This is a genomic window from Cryobacterium sp. (assembly GCF_025463825.1).
In the GTDB taxonomy this organism is placed as follows: domain Bacteria; phylum Actinomycetota; class Actinomycetes; order Actinomycetales; family Microbacteriaceae; genus Cryobacterium.
The window spans coordinates 16625-32144 of the sequence record NZ_JAODBG010000107.1; the positions used below are offsets into that span (position 1 = coordinate 16625).

The 15520-nt window shown below is 65.0% G+C and carries 16 protein-coding genes and 3 pseudogenes; 7 read left to right on the top strand and 12 right to left on the bottom strand.

Translation table 11 applies throughout. The features are described from left to right. Nucleotides 1–139: 139 nt before the first annotated feature. From JWP54_RS17770 to JWP54_RS17780, 3 genes and pseudogenes are all read left to right on the top strand, one after another. A pseudogene (locus JWP54_RS17770) lies at nucleotides 140–298 on the top strand (helix-turn-helix domain-containing protein); the annotation flags it as partial. Between the two features lie 90 nt (nucleotides 299–388). Then, a pseudogene (locus tag JWP54_RS17775) lies at nucleotides 389–508 on the top strand (helix-turn-helix domain-containing protein); the annotation flags it as partial. A gap of 106 nt (nucleotides 509–614) precedes the next feature. Then, on the top strand, nucleotides 615–1091 hold the full coding sequence (locus JWP54_RS17780; RefSeq protein WP_367274224.1) for an IS30 family transposase: 477 nt from the start codon (nucleotides 615–617) through the stop codon (nucleotides 1089–1091). Here JWP54_RS17780 and JWP54_RS13360 read toward each other — a convergent pair. The 11 genes and pseudogenes from JWP54_RS13360 to JWP54_RS13410 all read right to left on the bottom strand — a co-directional run. Next, a pseudogene (locus JWP54_RS13360) lies at nucleotides 1067–1231 on the bottom strand (leucine zipper domain-containing protein); the annotation flags it as partial. The gene JWP54_RS17780 and the pseudogene JWP54_RS13360 sit on opposite strands and share 25 nt — an antisense overlap. A gap of 104 nt (nucleotides 1232–1335) precedes the next feature. Further along, complete coding sequence (locus JWP54_RS13365; protein ID WP_297372867.1) at nucleotides 1336–2040, bottom strand: GntR family transcriptional regulator; 705 nt, start codon at nucleotides 2038–2040, stop codon at nucleotides 1336–1338. Continuing rightward, on the bottom strand, nucleotides 2024–3316 hold the full coding sequence (locus tag JWP54_RS13370) for an MFS transporter (protein WP_297372869.1): 1293 nt from the start codon (nucleotides 3314–3316) through the stop codon (nucleotides 2024–2026). Before JWP54_RS13370 ends, JWP54_RS13365 begins: the two co-directional genes overlap by 17 nt. A gap of 8 nt (nucleotides 3317–3324) precedes the next feature. Next, nucleotides 3325–4062, bottom strand: coding sequence for an SDR family NAD(P)-dependent oxidoreductase (locus JWP54_RS13375; protein WP_297372871.1), 738 nt, complete (start codon nucleotides 4060–4062; stop codon nucleotides 3325–3327). Next, nucleotides 4059–5081, bottom strand: a complete 1023-nt coding sequence (locus JWP54_RS13380) for an LLM class flavin-dependent oxidoreductase (protein ID WP_297372873.1) — start codon at nucleotides 5079–5081, stop codon at nucleotides 4059–4061. The genes JWP54_RS13375 and JWP54_RS13380 overlap by 4 nt, the downstream gene beginning before the upstream one ends. Next, nucleotides 5078–5812: a polysaccharide deacetylase family protein gene (locus JWP54_RS13385; RefSeq protein WP_297372875.1), complete on the bottom strand. Its 735-nt coding sequence runs from the start codon at nucleotides 5810–5812 to the stop codon at nucleotides 5078–5080. The genes JWP54_RS13380 and JWP54_RS13385 overlap by 4 nt, the downstream gene beginning before the upstream one ends. A 137-nt stretch (nucleotides 5813–5949) precedes the next feature. After that, nucleotides 5950–6675, bottom strand: a complete 726-nt coding sequence (locus tag JWP54_RS13390; protein WP_297372877.1) for an isochorismatase family protein — start codon at nucleotides 6673–6675, stop codon at nucleotides 5950–5952. Nucleotides 6676–6681: 6 nt separating this feature from the next. Next, the gene (locus JWP54_RS13395; protein ID WP_297372879.1) at nucleotides 6682–7686 is read right to left on the bottom strand and encodes an ABC transporter substrate-binding protein; all 1005 of its coding nucleotides are present in this window, start codon (nucleotides 7684–7686) and stop codon (nucleotides 6682–6684) included. Between the two features lie 117 nt (nucleotides 7687–7803). Next, a complete protein-coding gene (locus JWP54_RS13400; protein WP_297372881.1) occupies nucleotides 7804–8568 on the bottom strand; it encodes an ABC transporter permease in 765 nt (254 codons plus the stop codon). Beyond that, nucleotides 8565–9416 carry an ABC transporter ATP-binding protein gene (locus JWP54_RS13405; protein ID WP_297372883.1) on the bottom strand — a complete coding sequence of 284 codons (852 nt, stop codon included), beginning with the start codon at nucleotides 9414–9416 and terminating at the stop codon, nucleotides 8565–8567. The genes JWP54_RS13400 and JWP54_RS13405 overlap by 4 nt, the downstream gene beginning before the upstream one ends. A gap of 274 nt (nucleotides 9417–9690) precedes the next feature. Continuing rightward, a complete protein-coding gene (locus JWP54_RS13410) occupies nucleotides 9691–9936 on the bottom strand; it encodes a hypothetical protein (protein ID WP_297372885.1) in 246 nt (81 codons plus the stop codon). 428 nt (nucleotides 9937–10364) lie between these two features. Here JWP54_RS13410 and JWP54_RS13415 point away from each other — a divergent pair, with 428 nt between their 5' ends. Beyond that, nucleotides 10365–11897 (top strand): collagen binding domain-containing protein, encoded by a 1533-nt coding sequence (locus tag JWP54_RS13415; protein ID WP_297372887.1) that lies wholly within the window; start codon nucleotides 10365–10367, stop codon nucleotides 11895–11897. A gap of 6 nt (nucleotides 11898–11903) precedes the next feature. On the opposite strand, the gene JWP54_RS13420 is transcribed toward JWP54_RS13415, so the two are convergent. Then, nucleotides 11904–12632, bottom strand: a complete 729-nt coding sequence (locus tag JWP54_RS13420; protein WP_297372889.1) for a CPBP family intramembrane glutamic endopeptidase — start codon at nucleotides 12630–12632, stop codon at nucleotides 11904–11906. A 138-nt stretch (nucleotides 12633–12770) separates the two neighbouring features. On the opposite strand from JWP54_RS13420, the gene JWP54_RS13425 reads away from it, so the two are divergent. The 3 genes from JWP54_RS13425 to JWP54_RS13435 form a co-directional block, all read left to right on the top strand. Continuing rightward, nucleotides 12771–14213: a polysaccharide biosynthesis tyrosine autokinase gene (locus tag JWP54_RS13425; RefSeq protein ID WP_297372891.1), complete on the top strand. Its 1443-nt coding sequence runs from the start codon at nucleotides 12771–12773 to the stop codon at nucleotides 14211–14213. Then, nucleotides 14210–14854, top strand: coding sequence for a low molecular weight phosphatase family protein (locus JWP54_RS13430; RefSeq protein WP_297372893.1), 645 nt, complete (start codon nucleotides 14210–14212; stop codon nucleotides 14852–14854). Before JWP54_RS13425 ends, JWP54_RS13430 begins: the two co-directional genes overlap by 4 nt. A gap of 81 nt (nucleotides 14855–14935) precedes the next feature. Next, nucleotides 14936–15520: hypothetical protein (locus JWP54_RS13435; protein ID WP_297372895.1), on the top strand; the 585-nt coding region annotated here is incomplete at its 3' end.

Sequence of the window (15520 nt, forward strand, 5' to 3'; positions counted from 1 at the left end):
ACCGGCTGGGCTGCCTCAGGTCGATGCGGCGCCGCCGGTGCAGCCGGGAAGCACCGTGTCAGCGCTCTTCGAAAAGTAGGCCAGTAACGCTCGGGTGGTTTCAAGCCGTCATTGCAACACCTCCACAAGGATGGAGGGCATGTCGTCATCGTCATCGCGGCGTGTGAAGAAGGGGCCGGGGCGTCGTCCGCAGTCGGCCAAACGTGAGAAGTTCATGGAGCTCAGGGCGCGCGGATGGAGCATCCGAGCGGCAGCGCGGGAGGTGGGGGTGTCCCGGTCTTCTGCGACGAACTGGGCCAGCGGGCAGAAGAAGTATCGCAACGGGGTGCTTGTGGGGTTTGTGCCTCCGCTGGACCGGTTGACGGTGCGAACGATCAGTACCCGGTTCCTTTCGCAGGACGAACGCATCAGCATCGCTGATTTGCACCAGAGCGGGGTGAGCATTCGGCAGATTGCCCAGACGCTTGGGCGAGCACCGTCAACAATCTCCCGTGAGCTGCGACGGAACACCACGGCCGGTCACGGCTACCGTCCCTTCGACGCCCACCAGCGGGCGACTGCGCGCCGTGCCCGCCACCACCGCCGACGCGCTCTAACAACCAGGATCAGCGCTCATGCGCCCATCCCGGCTGGCACCGTTCCGGCGGTCACCGCTACGGACCGGACGCGACCACCGGCGCGCTCACCAGCGTGGAGAGCGCCACCGTCCACGATTCCAGCAGCCCATGCTGACCATTCACCAGCGCCCATTTCCTCCTGAAGATCGATCTCAGGCGGGCAACTGGGAGGGTGATCTCATTACCGGTCGCGATCAGGGTTCGGCCATTGGAACTCTGGTCGAACGACAGACCCGACTCGTTCGCCTTCTCCACCCGCCGCTGCGCGACAGCGACGCACTCCACGCAGCGTTGAAAGCGAGGATGGAGGATCTACCACCCGGGCTGATGCGCTCCATCACCTGGGATCAGGGCACGGAGATGGCTCGGCACCTCGAGATCGCGAAGACGCTGAACACACGAGTGTATTTCTGCGACTCTCATTCGCCTTGGCAGCGGGGCTCCAATGAACCGGCTGCGCCACATTCTCGGTAGCGGCGCACCCAGCGGTGGGCGCATGGGCGTGAGATGCCGAGCTCTTTGGCGACGTGGGCGACGGGGCGCTTATCCAAAACCACACGTTGGCTGAGGATAAGTTTCCCGCGCATGGTCAACGGCGGATTAGGGTGACCCATGGGAACCTCCGGTGCTTGTGACGGCGTTAGACCCCTCCACTGAGCCCGGAGGTTCTCCCATTGCACAAGCCCAGAAGTGTCACCCAGGTTATGGCCCAGTACAGCTAGCTTCGCCGCACCGAATGGAACGTGAAACGATCACCCCGGGCCCATCCGACCGCCCACTCCGCCGCGCGACCATCCTCCAGGATGGATAGGCGCTCGTGACGGAGTATCGGCGCCCCTTCCACTGTGCGCAACACCTCGGCGATCGGTTGCGTGGCGATTCCGGCGCTCATGGAGTACCGAACCTCCACCACTTCGCTTTCTGCCACTGCACCTATCACCACGTGCAGGGAATCCGTCGGACCTAGCCGATGCATGACGTCCTCGAGATCCGGAGGAAGGTAGGACGTCCAGTAGCTCGCCGACTCGCCGTCGGCGAGCGTGAGTCGTTCGATCATCACCGCTTGCGCACCTTCAGCGAGGCCGAGCATCGATCGCACGATCGGTGCCGCCTCGACTAAAGCGAACTCGACAGGCTCGCGAGCAAGCTCCACACCGCTATCTGTCGGGTTGAAACCCTCGATCTTGTCGACCCGATGTCCGAAGCGTTGACCGACTACGAAAGTGCCCGTGCCTTGGTGCCGCTCGACGAACCCCTCGCTTCGCAGTGCCGACAATGCATCACGGATGACGTTGCGGCTCGCACCGTAGCTCGCTTGCAATTCGTACTCCGACGGCAAAAGACCGGGCATCGCGCCCGCCAAGATCGCGGCGCGCATAAGGTCGGTGACCCGGCGCAGAACGCTGTTACGTTCGCCCTTCATTGGTCGCGCGCTTTCGTGAGGATCGCTTCGCTCGCCATCCGACTCCCCCCTTTTGTCGCTGCGAAAGTGTCACCGTCTCGCGAGCAAGCAGTGCGAAGACGAGTGCGGCGATGAAGGCGACGACCGAGGACACCACGATAGCAACCGTGAATCCGAATAGATGGATGACTAAACCGATCACGATCGGACCGACGATTCCCGCCAAGTCACCGAACGTGCGGTAGATACCGATGGCGGGTCCCCGCCGCGATCCCGCCGCGATCTCCGCCACGTAGGCCGCCGGCACCGGCCCTCCGATACTCGTCGCTAGACCGAACGCGAGCATGAGACCGATGAAGAGCACGGGCTGCATAGGCAACGCGAACGCCACGGTAGCGGCTCCCGCCGCGACGAGGGTACCGACGATCACACGCTTGCGCCCGACCCGATCGGACAATCCCCCGAGGAAGATCGCGCAAACGATGTTGAGCACTGCCATGCCACTGAACAGGACGCCTAGCGTGCCAACCGAGAAGCCCAGGGCTTGATAGGCGATCAACGGCAAGAGTGTCTGCTGCACTCCGAAGCGACTGAAGAACACGGAGAAGCCGACGGCACATACCGCCACGAAACTCGTGCTTCGTCGAGGCCCTCCTACCGGCGCGGCTGGTTCGGCGACTGCGATCACTTCCGAGAGCGAGCGCCACAGCCGCCGTCGCAGAACGATCCAACAGAGGAAGGCGAAGCACACGGCGCCGGAGACGAAGAACGGAGCGCGCATCCCGAACGTCGTAGCGACGAGGCCGCCAAGCGCTGGCCCTACCGCTCCTCCGGCGAGTTGCAGACCTTGGAGCAGCGCCATGGCCCGCGCAAGAGAGGTTCTCTCGACGCTATCGGCGAGGAGTGTTTGCCCAGAGGTGATCGCGATGCCGCCCGCGACACCCGTGAGCACTCGCAATGCGAGCAGCAGTTCGAAGGAACCCACGAGCCCGCTGAGCGCGGAGAACACGACCACTCCAAGGGCGCCGATCACGAGCAGGCTCGCGCGATTAACCCGCCTTCCCAGCAACCCCGCGGGGATGTTGGCGAGCACGCGGCCGATGCCGAAACCGGCTACGAGCATGCCGATAAGATCTGCGCTGATCCCCATCTCACTCGCGAAGGCAGGGAGGATCGGCACGAGGATGCCCCACACCATCTGGGTCGCGGCGATGAGACATGTGATGGCGAGAATCTGCTCGCCGTTCGGGCCACGCAGCAACGTGAACGCGCTGGGACTGCGGAAATTTCGGTTCACACTAGCGCCTAGAGCATCATCGCGCCGCCGTTGACGGCGAGCTGTTGGCCGGTGATGAACGCGGCACGCGGGGAAAGTAGGAAGGCGACGGCGGCGGCGATGTCGTCGGGCATGGCGAGTCGTCGTAGCGGGTTGTTGCGAGCGTGCGCGGCCAAGTCGTCGTCAGTCATGACGGCCCGCGGTTGCGCGGTGTCGACCACGCCGGGCACGACGGTGTTCACCCTGATGCCCTCTGGTCCCCATTCCGCGGCGAGCGCCCGCACCAGGTTCACGACGCCCGCTTTGGAAGCGGCGTAGTGGGCTCCGAGCGCGGCCGGTCGGAATGCCTGGCCCGACGCGATGTGCACGATGGCTCCCGATTTTGAACCGAGGCGACGCGCGAAGGCCTGGTCCATGAGGAAGCCGCCGGTCAGGTTCACGGCGAGCACGCGATTCCAGTCGTGCACCGTGATTTCCCTTGCTGCTGACCGGGGAAAGATGCCAGCGTTGTTGACGAGGCCTGTCGCGACGACGGATGCGGCATCGAGCTGAGCCCAGATGTCCGCGATCGAATCGGGGTCAGCGAGGTCGCATCCCACCGCCGTCGCCGATCCGCCCGACGCGGCGATCGCATCGGCGACCGCACGAGCGTTGCTGACGTCGATATCGACGCACCACACGTGCCAGCCTTCGTCGGCGAGCGTCGCCGCTATCCCGGCGCCGATGCCTTGACCGCTACCGGTGACGACCGCATGCGGGGTCGTCACGACACCACGGCGATCGGCGAGACAATGTCTGCGAGCTCATCGAGGGCGTCGACATCGGGAACGTACTTGCACAGCAAGAATTCGACACCCAGTTCGCGGAAACGGTCGATGCGATCGCGGATGAGGCTCGGCGGCCCGACGAGTCGCGCACCCATAGCGCCGAGTTGCGGCCCGACGAGGTGAGGTGTCGTGCTGCGCGTACGCGCCTGCAACTCGTCGACTCGCTGCCAGCCTTCCTCCTCGGTAGCAGCGGGCAGCACGAACGCGCTGACGCAGAGTCCGACCTCCCGGCCATAGTGCGCGGCGCGTTCCCGCATCTGATCGATCGAAACGCGCGCCGACTCGAGAACCTCGTCGAAGGTGCGGTCAAACCCGGAGCCCCAATCGACGAACCAGTGATCGGCGCTCTTGGCCACCATGTCCAGACCACGTTCCGATCGGCTCACAGCGTAGATGGGCGGAAATTCGCCGGCCGTCGCAAGCGGTAGCGCTGCCGGATAGAATTCGGCGCCCTCCACCACCTCGACGGGAGTGTCGCGGTCGGCCGACCAGGTCGCCCGCATCGTGTCGATGAAGGCCTCGGCTCGAGAGTAGCGCGCTTCGTCACTGTCATGCCGCACAGAACTGAAGTAGCTCTGCTCGTCTCTGCTCCATCCGGTGACAAAGTTGATGGCACTACGGCCAGGCGCGATGCGATCCAGCGTCGCGGCCATCTTGGCGAGCATGTTCGGATGCCAGAAGTCCGGATTGGATGCCGGCATGATCTGGATGCGCGACGTGTGCGACGCGACCGCCGCCCCGAGCACCCACGCCTCGAGGTCCGGTCCGAGATGACGTTCGGCGAAGAGCGCCAGATCGAACCCGAGCCGCTCAGCCTCAAGCACGCTGTCGCGTGCGAGAGTGAACGCTGGGTCGACCTCTAGGGGCGCGAGCGGCCGTTGAGCTGCCGCAGTCGCGGCGGCGAGTCGTGGCGAATGGGCCGTGACGTGCGGGATGGGAACGTAGATACCGGTCTTCACCGTCCGGTCTCCTCTCGATACCGTGACGCGATCTCGCCGCCCGTCGTCCACCACACGCCTTCTGCTTCGCGCATGTGCCCCAGCAGCCGGCGCAAGGATTCGATGCGGTGTGGTGCGCCGATGAGGTACGGGTGCAAGGCGATTGCCATGACCCTCGGCTCGTCGGCGCTCTCGCGCAGGAGTACATCGAACGTGCGAATGGCGGTACCGGCGAACTCGTCCGGCGTCATCAACCGCGAGTCGAATGCGGGCTTGTCGTTGACCTCGAGCGGGTAGGGCACGGTCACAAGCGCTCCGTCGAGCGCGGTGTTCGGCCGGTCGTCGAGCGCCCAGTCAGCGACGTACGAGTAGCCGTTCTCCACGAGGCGGTCGAGCGTCGTCCAGCGTTCGGTGAGGCCAGCTCCGAGCCAACCCGCTGGCGCTCGTCCGAAAGCATCCGTGAGCGTCTGGGTAACTTCAGCGATCTCGAGCCCTTCTTCTTCTTCGCTCAGTTCGCTCAAGCGGCGGGAATTGGTGATGGAGTGTCCCATGACCTCCCATGAGGCCTCGCTCATGGCCTGCACCAACTCGGGGTACGCCTCGACGACCGACGAGTTGACAGTCGCCGTTCCGAGTGCCCCGATTTCCTGGATCGCGTCGAGCACGCGATAGAAACCTACGCGTGCCCCGTACTCCCTCGACGAGAAGCTCATCACATCGGGTACTTTGCCCGTGCCGCCGGGGATCGGCATGTCGAGGGGGAAGAACTCGATGTTGGGGATGATCCAGAGAGCCAAGCGTGCGTCGCCGGGTAGCGTCCACCCGGCTGGCGTGCGCGCACTGCGATACGGGATCGGCCCGGTTCTGGCCCAAGCCGGTACTTCTGATGTCATGCCAGCTCCCTCGTGTGAACTGCTGCACGCATCATGGGCACAAGATCGCTCGAGTCGATGACATCCGCGTACTTGTGGTGCAGATCGAACAGGTTGACCTGGTGGTTGAGCCACGACCGATCGAACACGCCGTCCTCGACGACAGTCATGTGGAACCCGTTCGAGTAGCCGTCGACGACCGAGGCTCGTACGCATCCAGAGGTGCTCTCACCGACCACGATCAACGAGTCCACTCCCCGCATGACCAGTTCGGCGAGGAGCTGGGTGCCGTAGAAGGCGCTCGCGCGCTCCTTCTGCACGACGACCTCGCCGGCAACGGGGGCGAGCCGGCGATGGAACTCCCACGGGTCGCCCTCGCGAGCTTCATCCCGACCGGTCTGCCTGTTCGTTGCGACGGCGTCCGAACCCGACCGACTCGCGGTTAGATGGATGACGGGGAGGTCGAGCTCTCGCGCGGTCGTCAGGATGCGGTAGATCGGTTCTACCGCGGCATGAGCGAACGCGCCGCAGCTCGAAGGGAACCGGTCTTGGAGTGAGTGCGGAGGCAGGTCGCCTCCTGCGAACACCTTGTTGTACAAGTCGATCGCGAGAACAGCGGGGCGAGCGGTGATCCCCAGCGGCCGTTGGTAGGCCGAGTAGATCGCACGCATCGGCTCATCGACGATTTCGTCCCACACGTGGGTCGACGTGTTCCACTCGATCGATGCAGCTAGTTCAGTCATCGCCGGTCACCGTCCCAACGCTGACTCGGCCACATCATCCTTCATGGCGTCGATGAAGATGTCGTCGAGATCCTGCGTTTCCGGAAGTGCTTCCATAGCGACGAGGATCTCGATGTTCTTCTCCCACGCAGGCTCGTCGACGTTGTACGACCAGTTGTTGAGCGGCATCTCGGCGACCAGAGCCGGGTCGAGGCCCGTGAACTCGGCGACCGTCTCACGCGCGCGGTCCTCTTCTTCGTAGAGCCAGTCGATCGAGGCCTTGAGCGAGTCGCGGAACATCTTGACGAGGTCAGGGTTTTCATCGATCCACTCCCCCGGTGCCCACCATGCCGAGAGCGGCTGACCGGGGTTAGACATCAGGTACGGGTAGTCGAGCACTCGTCCCACTCCCGACTGCAAGATGCTCGTGGTGAACGGATCGATTGTGATCACTGCGTCGACTTGCTTCGACTTGAGCATGTCGAGGTGTGTCGGGAACGGCGCGTCGACGAACGTCATCGACGCGGTATCGATGCCGTCTTCCTGCATGGCCCACATTGCTCCCGCCGTCAGCTGGCCTTTGACGCCGCCGGCGATGCCGATCGTGGCACCTTCGAGATCGTCGAGCGTCTCTATGGTGCTGTCCTCCTGAACGATGATCGTGCCCGAGTCGGGTGCCTCGTACTTCGCCGCCTCGTTCTGGATGACGGCCTTCAAGTCGAATCCGGCTCCGCGTGCGGCAAGGGGGCCACCGGGGATGGTCGAGATCATGTCAACGTCACCGCGTTCGAGCGCGGCGATCATCGAGGTCGCGTCTTGGAACTCGACGCGCTCGACGTCGAGTCCATTCTCCTCGAAGATGCCCTCTTCCGTGGCGACGTAGGGAGGCGTCTGGCCTCCGTTGGTCTGGAAGCCGATCTTCAGTCCCAGGGGTTCTGCTGGCGCGTTGTCGGATTCTGCTGCTGGGGTGGAGCATCCGGCGAGAAGCAAGGCGGTCGCGACTGCTGTCGCGCCGAAGAGTATCCTTTTCATGGGTCGAACTCCTTTTGGCTGTGCGTGGGTGCTTGTGTGCGAGTGGAGCGGATCGTGGACGCGCGCCATTGACTGTTCGCGCGGTCGGCGGGAACGTGGCGGAGTTTGCGTAGGTCGTCAGCTTCCGGCGGCGGTTCTCCAGCGGAGGAAGTAGGCCTCGAGGCGAACGAAGATGAAGTTCATGAAGTAGCCGACGATCGCAAGCGTGATGATTCCGGCAAACATGAGCGGCACCTGGAAGATGCGCTGGCTGTCGAGAATGAGATAACCGATGCCGTTGTTGCCCGCGAGCATCTCCGACACGATTCCGACGATGAGAGCGATGCCGAGGGCGACACGCATTCCTGTCAGGATCTCGGGCAGAGCGCTCGGCAACACGATCTTGATGAGGCGAGCGAACGGCTTGTAGCCGAATGTGCGACCCGTATCGACAAGGATCGGGTCGACCGACCGCACGCCGCCGTACGTATTAAGCAACACGGGGAAGAAGCAAGCCACCGCGACGACCGTTATTTTCATCTCGTTGCCGACGCCGAGTAGCAGAATGGCGATCGGAACGTAGGCTGCGGTCGGTATCGGCCGCAGCAGCTCGGTCAGCGGCTCCAGGAGGTAGAAGACGAACCGGCTCGTGCCCATGAGTGCGCCTAAGGCGACCGCGAGCACAACGGCGATCGCGTACCCGATCAGAATGCGCCCGAGCGTCTCGCCGAGCGCCGTGAGCATCTCGCCATTGGCGATCGATTTGCCCAGCGCATCCACCGATTCGGTGACGGTCGGCACGCTGGGCGAGTCGACTAGATTGAACTGCACCGTGAGTTGCCACAGCACGAGCAGACCCACTATCAGCGCCAGGCCGGGAAGCCGTTTTTTCGCAGCTTTCACATCACACCCCCGTCGTACTCGATGCCTTCTTGTCGGTAGATGCTGCTGAGCAGCGTGCGCCGCTTCGCGAGGAACTCTGAATCCTCACCGAGCGTGAGCGGATTGCGCGGATGAGGAAAGTCGATTGCGAGATCGATATCGATGTTCGCGGGTGACTTGTGCAGCGCGATCACTCGCGTTGACAGCAGAAGCGCCTCTTCGATGTCGTGCGTGACGAACACGACTGTGATGCCGAGCTTCTGCCAGATGTCGAGCACGAGCTTCTGCAGCTTGGCGCGAGTGAGCGCGTCCAGCGCGCTGAACGGCTCATCCATCAACAGCATTCGCGGGCCAGGCGCGAGAGCGCGGGCGATCGCGAGACGCTGCTGCATGCCGCCCGAGAGCTGGGAGGGGTAGTGGTGCTCGAAACCGGCGAGGCCGACGAGAGCGAGCTGATCGCGGGCGATTCCCTCGCGCTTCGCCTTCGACAGACCCTTGCCCTCCAGTCCGAAGCACACGTTGCCGAGCACGGTGCGCCAGGGGAAGACCGACTTGCCGTACTGCTGGAACACGTACACGGCACCTGCTGGCGGCACGACGATGTCCACACCGTCGAATGCGATTGAGCCGGCGGTCATCGGCTGCAGTCCGGCGATGAGTTGCAGGAAGGTGGTCTTGCCACATCCGGACGGGCCGACGATGGTGACGAAATCGCCCTCGTTGATGTCGAGGGTGATCCCGTCGAGGATTACGGACTCCTTACCGCGAGTGGTGAAGGACTTCACTACAGAGCGCGCCGCGATGATGGGTGCGGGCGCGCGGGGGGACTCCAGTGTTCGCTCTCGTGGCTGCGACTCGGTCATCGACATGGGGCCTCCGTTTGACGTTGGGGCGACGGCGGTCGCTCACAAAGGCCACGATATGTGCGGGTCGTTTCGACCAAAGTGCGCCGCGGTTTCCATCAAGTTACGCTGATTCCGGCTCGGGAATCTTGCGTTTGACCCGCATTTTCTTTGCAGGCCATGATCGTTCCGCCGGAATCGCCTCAACGCGGCCCTGCAAGAGAGCCGTCAAGGCGTGCCCGCCAACTCACGAGGCGCCATTCCCCCCTTCGGGTGACGACATATTCGGGTGACGCCATATTCACCGGAACTCGTGGTGCGCGCGATGCGGTCCGGTTGGCGGGCTCTCGTCGAGGCCGGCAAGAAGCGCCGCGACATAGTCGGAGTACCAGCGGCTGCGCGGAACAACAGTTATTTCCGGTGCCACCGCCCCCACGGACAAGTTGGTGACGGCAGATGCCGGTGCCAAGCTCACGCTCACGCTCACGCTCACGCTCACGCTCACGCTCACGGCCACGGGATCGAGGTCGGACTTGGTGCCGGTCATCAAGACCAGCACCGCCGCCCGTGGTCACCGGCGGAGTCCTCACCGACAAAACCAGGCCCCTGAGCGCCACAGCCAACATCTACAAGCCGGTCGCGGCGGATGCCGGCGCCACCCTCACGGTGAAGGTCACCGGCTCCAAGGCCGGGTACGTCACCGTGGCCAAAGCCCAGCGCCGCGACGGTGAAGGTGGTCAAGTAACCGCTGTTCAACCCCCAGAATGTGCCCTGAACCGGGGTGTCGAATCCCTTGTCCTCACCGCCTCCGCGAATAGGCTGGTGCGACTGGGCTCGATGGGGTGCTCTTCAGCACACCAGTCGGAATCAGGAGGAAACGTCATGCCACGTCGTTCCCCAAACCGACCTGACCGTACCCGGCTGGCCATCCGGGCCAGTATCGGGGTCTCGGCCCTCATCGGCACACTCTTGATCGTGGTGCCCACAGCCACGGCCGTCGCTGCCCGCCCGGCCCCCGAGCTCACCGCCAGCACCGAGACGCCCGCCCCGACGGACCCGCCGGTTAGCACCCCGTTGCCGACCGCCAGCCCCACCGCGACCAGCGCGCCCACCTCCGCGGCGACTGAAACGCCGGCTCCCACTGCGACAGCCACCCCCACGCCGACCGCGAACCACACGGCAACCCCGACGCCCACGGCCACCGCGACCCCAACCGGAACGCCCACCCCATCGGCGACCGCGACCCCCACCCAGCCCACCACCGGCGCCATCAACTCCACCAGCCTCACCGGCCGGGTCACCGACCAGGTCACCGGAGCACCGCTGCCCGGCGTCACCGTGTACATCTACACGGAGGCCGGCGGGTACGGCACCGCGATTCCCGTCACCACCACCGACGCCGACGGCGGCTACACCTTCTACAGCCTGGACGTGCGCAGCTACACCCTCAACTTCGTCAGCAGCGACCACCGCAGCGAATGGTGGGGCGGCAACACCGAGCAGAGCAACGCCGCCACCTTCCCCGTCGGCCTGGGCGAGGCTGTCACCGGCATCGACGCCTCCCTCCTGCCCCTGCACTCGATCAGCGGCACCGTCACCGGCGCCGGAACAACCACCGACGCCCTCGCCGGCGCCACCGTCACCGCGTACGCCCCCGACGGCTCCGCCCGTGGCTCGACCGTCACGAGCGCCGACGGCGGCTACACCCTCACCGACCTCATCCCCGGCAGCTACACCCTCCGCATCACCCCGCCGGCGGGCAGCACCTTCCTCGCGCAGTGGTGGCACACCAAGTCCCGCCCGAGCGCCGCCGCACCGATCAAACTCGCGATCGACACCGCCGTCACCGGCAAGAACGTCGCCCTCGCCGCCGGCGCCTCGGTGACCGGCCGGATCACCACCAGCACCTCCGGCGCCGCCATCCCCGGCGCTTGGGTGTACGCGTACGCCACCGACGAAAGCACCGGAGTGGCTGGCGGCAGCATCGCCGCCGCGACCACCAACGCCAACGGCGACTACACGCTCACCGGCCTCACCGCAGGCAGCTACACCCTGCAGTTCTCCGGCGGCAGCGCCAACGGCAGCGCCGGCTACCTGCGCGAGTGGTGGGGCAACGAGGCCCGGCCCGCCGCCGACACGTTCACTCTCACGGCCGGCGAGACCATCGCCGGCGCGGATGCGGCGCTCGTGCCGACAGCGTCAATCAGCGGCACCGTCTACGCGGCCGGCGCCCGCAATGTGGGCTTGAACGCGGCAACGGTGTCCGCGATCGGCGCCGACGGGGGAGTGGCCGCGACGGCCACCACCAACGGCAGCGGCGACTACACCCTGACCGGCCTCAAGCCGGGCAAGGATACCCTGCGCTTCGCCGCACCTGCCGGCACCAGCTTCGGCACCGCCTGGTGGCACGACGCGACGAGCGACAAGGCTGCGGGCGTCATCCGCGTCACAGCCGGCGAGGCCGTCACCGGCAAAACGGCGGAACTGGCCACCGACACCGCCAACTAGCCGCGTCTACCCCAGGGCTGCCGGCAGCACGACCAGTGTGTTGAACACCACGTGCGCCACCATCGCCCCGCCCAAGCGCCCAGTCACTGCGGCCAGCGCCCCGGCGCCGAGCCCGAACAAGAACGTGGACAGCCCGATCACCAGCGCGGCGGTGGGGGAACCGGCGTTGATCAGGTGAATGAGCGCGAAGGTGCTGGCGCTCACCCCCACGGCGATGCCGAGCGCCCACCGCCGTGTGGCACCGTTATCGGTGGCGGCCCGGCTCACCGCGCGCAGCACCAGACCACGAAAGAACATCTCCTCTATAAGAGGAGAGACAAGCACGGGCGCCAATATCACCGCAAACACCCACCACAGGTCGTGGGCCGGTTCGTCGAGGATCGCCCCGGCCGAGCCCATCTGCCCGTAGCCGGCGATCTCCAGGATGGTCGCGATCACCCGCGCGATAACCCCCAGGGTGAGCCCCCACAGCAGGTCCAACGGTCGAAAACGCAGCCCGATGTCGCGCCCCAGAGAACGAGACCCGAGCATGAAACAAGAAATTAACACGGCCGCCAACAGGGGCAACCACACCACGAGGTAACTCAGCAACTCGCCCAGCTGCGGGTCACGAATCGCGCCGAGTATGAAGAGCTCGTTCAGCAGCATGACCAGTACAACGGCCACCACGACCCCGACAGCGGCAACGTTGAGCCCGGTGTGCTGCCCCGAGATGCGGTCGTCGGCTGATGTCATGAAGCCCAAACTAGCGGTTCACAGGGGTTGCGCATTGCTGCATTCGGTGGATGAGCCCCGGCCGAAATGTGGGAGCATATCTTGGGGGTGCAGCATCCGGCCTCGAACCTGGCACCAGCACCAAGGAAAGGCCGCTTAGTGGAACTTCGCGACTACATTCGCATCCTGCGCAAGAGCTGGGTTCTGATCGTCCTCCTCACGCTTGTCGGGGTTGGCGCGGCCGCCGCGTTCTCTCTCACGCAGACGGCGAAGTACAGTGCCACGGCCAAGGTCTTCGTCTCCACGCAGTCGACGGGAACAACGTCTGATCTTGTGCAGGGAAACAGCTTCACCGTGCAGAGGGTCAAGACCTACTCCGACCTTGTTGCTACACCGATCGTGCTGCTGCCGGTAATCGGCAAGTTGGAACTCGGCGTCACCTCCGACCAACTCGCTGCCCGCGTGTCGGCGTCGGCGCCGCTGGACACATCCATCATCGACATCACCGTCACAGACGTCGATCCCGTCCGCGCGGCAGAGACCGCAAACGCGATTTCGGAAAGCCTCACTGCAGTCGTTGAAGAGATCGAAACTCCGATGACGGATGACGCCATTTCCCCGGTGAAGCTCACCCGGGCGCAGGAAGCCACTGTGCCGTCGGTACCGGTGAGCCCGAATGTTCCGCTCAACATCGCCCTCGGTGGCTTGGTCGGACTCGCGCTCGGCATCGGTCTTGCAGTACTGCGGGAGACGCTGGAGACCCGTATCCGCAATGAGCACGACGTGGAAAGCGTCACCGACGTCGCCATCCTCGGTGGCATCGTTTTCGACCCGAAGGCTCAGGATCGCCCGCTCATCGTGCACGTCGACCCGCGCAGCCCCCGCGCCGAGTCGTTCCGCACGCTGCGCACCAACTTGCAGTTCCTCGACGTGGGCCGTACCGACCGCAGCTTCGTCATTACCTCGTCCATCGAGAGTGAGGGCAAGAGCACCACGGGCGCCAACCTCGCTATCGCTCTCGCCGACGCGGGCTCCAAGGTACTGCTGATTGACGCGGACCTGCGCCGGCCGAAGGTGGCCGACTACATGGGCATCGAGGGCGCCGTCGGCCTCACCGACGTTCTCATCGGCCGGGCGGAGCTCGACGACGTCATCCAGCCCTGGGGCAGGGCCCAGCTGTTTGTCCTGCCCGCCGGACACGTGCCGCCGAACCCGAGTGAATTGCTGGGTTCAGCGCGAATGAGCCACTTCATCGGCGAGTTCAACCGGATGTTCGACGTCGTCATCTACGACACCCCGCCGCTCCTTCCCGTGACCGACGCGGCGATCCTGGCCAAGAACGTCGGCGGCGCGATCATCGTGGTGGCCGCGGGCCGCACCCAGAAGAACCAGCTCAAGGGTGCCATCGCCTCCCTTGCGAATGTGGGTGCACCGGTGTCCGGCCTCGTCCTCACGATGCTGCCCACCAAGGGGCCGGACGCCTACGGCTACAACCGCTACGGCTACGGGTATGGGTACGGGTATGGCGACGAGGTCATCACCGAGGAACCCACCCGCCGTGAGCGTGCTCAGCAGGCGAAACGGGCCAGGATCAAGAAATGACTAACGGGGGCGACGCACCGTTCACGGTGCTGATGGTGTGCACCGGCAATATCTGTCGCTCGCCTATCGCGGAGCGACTCCTGCGCGTCCAATCAGCTGCCCTCGCACTGCCAGTGATGGTGCACAGCGCCGGGACCCAATCCATGGTCGGCCACGACATGACCCCTGAGGCCGCTCACCTCGCTGCTCACTACGGTGCCGACCCGGCCGACCACATCTCGAAGCAGCTCACCGAGCAACAAATCCAGGACGCGGATCTCATCCTCACGGCCACTCGCGAGCATCGCAGCAAAGTGGTCTCCCTCTACCCGCGCGCTGCCCGCTACACCTACACCCTCAACCAGTTCGCAAGGCTCCTGCCAACCGCGGTCGATTCCTTCGTCGACCCCGCCAACGCGCCCCCTACGTCGGTCGAGCTTGTCGAGGCCCCGCGACCCGACCTCGCCACGCAACTCCGCGCCCTAGTACGCGAAGTCGCCGCCACGAGAGGCTTCTCCCCACCTCCACCCCACCCCGACGATGACGACATCGAAGACCCGTACCGCCAGTCAACGGCGGTGTACGCCCGGGTGGGTACCATCCTCAACGCCACCGTGACCCAGATCGCGCAGTCCTTGGCCGCTGCAACGAGGACTCGCTAACCAATGCCCCGCCCTCGTCGCTATACGCCCCGCGACTCCTCGCGCCGCCGCCTGTGGATCTACCTCGCCGTAATAACTTTCGTGCTTGTCGACCTCCTTCTGATTTCCTGGGCGCTGGGCGCACGTACCACCGGTTCTCCGGCCACCGTGACCGGACCGATCCCAACTTTCACCCCCGATTCAACCGCCACCCCGAGCCCAACAGCCGATGCCACGTCGACGGTGGCTATCCCCCCAACTCGCATCCTGTCCGCTCTCGACGGCACAACGGCCTGGCGAGCCACGACGGGGGAGTGCCCCAGTGCAGGTGCCCTGCCCGAAATCACCACTGATGCAGGCGGAACATGGCGAGAGACAAACGCAACGGCTGAGGTGGAAATCACAGCGCTCCAAAGACTCACGGTAGTTTCCGAACGCCAGATCGAGCTCGTCGGCCTCAACGCCGGTGACTGCGCTCCGCAATTCGCCCGATCATTCGTCGCCGGCGAGGACTACTCGAACGCGCCGAATCTTCTCGATGACCAGTGGTATGTCGACCCGGCAGATCGCGCTGTTGTGCACACGCCTCGCGGTTCCGTCGCAGCCCCTTGCGCATCGGTCGTCGACCTAGCGCCCCGGCCGGATGACGACGGAGCGGCGGCTATCACCTGTTCCGACATGAACGTT